Source organism: Mesorhizobium sp. RCAM 06353 (assembly GCF_059683585.1).
The window spans coordinates 2182501-2185000 of the sequence record NZ_CM185031.1 but is presented as its reverse complement, the minus strand read 5'-3'; the positions used below and the strand labels follow the sequence as shown (position 1 = coordinate 2185000).

The 2500-nt window shown below is 53.0% G+C and carries 1 rRNA gene (cut by both window edges); it reads right to left on the bottom strand.

Annotated elements, in window-relative coordinates:
* A 23S ribosomal RNA gene (locus AC56QX_RS10335) occupies positions 1-2500 on the bottom strand (it extends past both window edges: 237 nt to the left, 73 nt to the right).

Sequence of the window (2500 nt, the reverse complement as noted above, 5' to 3'; positions counted from 1 at the left end):
ACAGATCCTTTCAATATTCCTACACCCACGGCAGATAGGGACCGAACTGTCTCACGACGTTCTGAACCCAACTCACGTACCGCTTTAAATGGCGAACAGCCATACCCTTGGGACCTGCTCCAGCCCCAGGATGCGATGAGTCGACATCGAGGTGCCAAACAACCCCGTCGATATGGACTCTTGGGGGTCATCAGCCTGTTATCCCCGGCGTACCTTTTATCCGTTGAGCGATGGCCCTTCCACGCGGGACCACCGGATCACTATGACCGACTTTCGTCTCTGCTCGACTTGTCAGTCTCGCAGTCAGGCAGGCTTATGCCATTGCACTCAGCGAACGATTTCCGACCGTTCTGAGCCCACCATCGCGCGCCTCCGTTACTCTTTAGGAGGCGACCGCCCCAGTCAAACTACCCACCATACACTGTCCCGGACCCGGATAACGGGCCGCGGTTAGACATCCATAGTAATAAGGGTGGTATTTCAAGGGTGGCTCCACCTGAGCTGGCGCCCAGGTTTCAAAGCCTACCACCTATCCTACACATGCCACTACGAATGCCAATGTAAAGCTATAGTAAAGGTGCACGGGGTCTTTCCGTCTAACCGCAGGAACCCCGCATCTTCACGGGGAATTCAATTTCACTGAGTCTATGCTGGAGACAGCGGGGAAGTCGTTACGCCATTCGTGCAGGTCGGAACTTACCCGACAAGGAATTTCGCTACCTTAGGACCGTTATAGTTACGGCCGCCGTTTACTGGGGCTTCGATTCAGAGCTTGCACCCCTCCTCTTAACCTTCCAGCACCGGGCAGGCGTCAGACCCTATACGTCGTCTTGCGACTTCGCAGAGCCCTGTGTTTTTGATAAACAGTCGCTACCCCCTGGTCTGTGCCACCCTCCTCTACTTGCGTAGAAAAGGGTCACGCTTCTTCCGAAGTTACGCGTGCAATTTGCCGAGTTCCTTCAGCATAGTTCTCTCAAGCGCCTTGGTATACTCTACCAGACCACCAGTGTCGGTTTCGGGTACGGTTTATAAGGAGGAGCTATTTCCTGGAACCACGCAGCAGCCCGTTCAATCCGATAAGATTGGACTACCTCAATGATCCGTCACTACCTCCAAGCCCACGAATATTAACGTGGTTCCCATCGACTACGCGTTTCCGCCTCGTCTTAGGGGCCGGCTAACCCTGCTCAGATTAGCTTTAAGCAGGAACCCTTGGTCTTTCGGCGGGGGAGTCTCTCACTCCCCTTACGTTACTCATGTCAGCATTCGCACTTCTGATACCTCCACCACCCCTCACGGGTATGGCTTCATCAGCTTACAGAACGCTCCGCTACCGCTTGGCCCTTGCGGACCAAACCCTAAGCTTCGGTGTATGGCTTTAGCCCCGTTACATTTTCGGCGCAAAGACCCTTATTTAGACCAGTGAGCTGTTACGCTTTCTTTAAATGATGGCTGCTTCTAAGCCAACATCCTGGTTGTTTTGGGATCCTCACATCCTTTCCCACTTAGCCATAACTTGGGGACCTTAGCTGTAGGTCAGGGTTGTTTCCCTTTTCACGACGGACGTTAGCACCCGCCGTGTGTCTGCCGACTAGTACTCCCAGGTATTCGGAGTTTGGTTAGGTTTGGTAATCCGGTGAGGACCCCTAGCCCATCCAGTGCTCTACCCCCTGGGGTATTCGGTCGACGCTCTACCTAAATAGATTTCGCGGAGAACCAGCTATTTCCGAGTTTGATTGGCCTTTCACCCCTAGCCACAAGTCATCCCGAACTATTGCAACAGTTATGGGTTCGGTCCTCCAGTAAGTGTTACCTTACCTTCAACCTGCTCATGGCTAGATCACTCGGTTTCGGGTCTAATGCGACGAACTGAACGCCCTATTCAGACTCGCTTTCGCTGCGCCTACACCTAGCGGTTTAAGCTTGCTCGTCACACTAAGTCGCTGACCCATTATACAAAAGGTACGTGGTCACCCAGGACGAACCTTGGGCTTCCACTGTTTGTAGGCAATCGGTTTCAGGTACTCTTTCACTCCCCTTGTCGGGGTGCTTTTCACCTTTCCCTCACGGTACTAGTTCGCTATCGGTCATGCACGAGTACTTAGGCTTGGAGGGTGGTCCCCCCAATTTCAGACAGGATTTCACGTGTCCCGCCTTACTCGAGGACGATTGATTGCATTACGCGTACGGGGCTGTCACCCACTATGGCCCTACTTTCCAGAAGGTTCCGCTTGTCTCTCAATCGCCACTGGCCTGGTCCGGGTTCGCTCGCCACTACTTCCGGAGTCTCGGTTGATGTCCTTTCCTACGGGTACTTAGATGTTTCAGTTCCCCGCGTTCGCCACTTTATCCCTATGTATTCAGGATAAGTTACCTATTATCGATACTTGGAAACCACAGCAGCAAGTCACCCTGCTGCTCTGATTTTCCAAGTACCTTAGGTGGGTTTCCCCATTCGGAAATCTACGGATCAAAGGGTATTCGCACCTCCCCGTAGCTT